The sequence below is a fragment of the Chryseobacterium sp. HNCC26DJ238 genome, from assembly GCF_057180465.1.
In genome coordinates, this window is sequence record NZ_JBXUGI010000047.1 from 1 (window position 1) to 1,262 (window position 1,262).

Genomic DNA, 1,262 nt, shown 5'->3' on the forward strand with positions numbered 1-1,262 from the left:
AAGGAAATTCAGGAGACCGGAATGTATGATTATGGAGCAAGGTTTTATATGCCGGATATTGGAAGATGGGGTGTACATGACCCGATGAGTGAAGATACTCTAGAGCCTTATAGTTATGCAGATAATAATCCTATCTTTTATAATGATCCAACCGGAATGATCGCAGAGAGACCTGAAATGTTTGCAACGACGTATAAGCATCGAAGAACAGGAGAAGAGGTTACAATAAACGATGGAGTTGATAAAACTATTACTGTAGATCCTATTGACTTTGCAAAAGCAAAAAGTTTTGCTAAATATTATACAAACCATAGCTCTTTTTCTAAAGATAGTTATGAAATAAACAGAGCATATACAGATTTTTACCATGATGTTTCAGATTTTAATCCATTCGATTCAGGCCCTGTTAAGCAAATGATGCCGACAAAGTATGAAGATACTTTCATATTGCTAGAAGTGCCCGATTTTGGAAGGAAAGGAGCTACAAGAGCTCTGAGCAGAGGTTTAGCTAAAACCTTAAAGACAACAAAATCAGCAAATCTTCCTGCATGGAAAAACATACTTGTGGATATAGAACATATTGCTTCGGGACACATGAAAGGAGGGTCGCGATTAAGTCCTCTTAAAACAATGTTTCCTGAAAATTTATCGGAAAGACAAGTCGAAAAATTAGTTCGTGAAGCGTATAGAAATAGTACAAAAATTAAGACACAGGGAGAAAGAGTTTTGTTGAGAGGTAATAATTTAGAAATGTGGCTTAATACCCAAACTAAAACAATAGAAACTGCTTATCCAATAAAATAACTATGAATAAATTGAAAATACGAATTGATAGCAATTCTTTTGCAAAACATAGAGACAATATTACAGGAATTATATGTTTTGACTTTAATGGTAAATTTTTTCCAGAAAAAAATTGGAATGACTTTATTATAGTTCTTATTAGTAATTGGATTGAATCTTCTTACAATATAATGAGTAACTTTACAATATCTGAAGAGTTTTATTTTATGGATGGTCCTTTTGCTATTAAAATTAGAAAAAATGACTTTGGTGATTGTAGTGTCGAATTAATTGAAAACAATATAAGTTTATTAATGGATTTTACAATAAACATAGAAGATGCTTATCGTGAAATTTTAGAGAATCTTATTTTTTTAAGTAATTATTGTAAACAACAAGGATGGGAAACAGAAGATGTGAAAAAACTTCATTATTTAAAAGATAAACTATTACGCTAATGCGAGCATCCCTCTCTTACC

At 31.8% G+C, this 1,262-nt stretch carries 2 protein-coding genes; both read left to right on the top strand.

Annotated elements, in window-relative coordinates; translation table 11 throughout:
* On the top strand, positions 1-804 hold an 804-nt coding region (locus AC2A07_RS19640; RefSeq protein ID WP_484051794.1), incomplete at its 5' end, for an RHS repeat-associated core domain-containing protein.
* A 2-nt stretch (positions 805-806) separates the two neighbouring features.
* Positions 807-1,241, top strand: a complete 435-nt coding sequence (locus AC2A07_RS19645) for a hypothetical protein (RefSeq protein ID WP_484051795.1) — start codon at positions 807-809, stop codon at positions 1,239-1,241.
* Positions 1,242-1,262 lie beyond the last annotated feature (21 nt).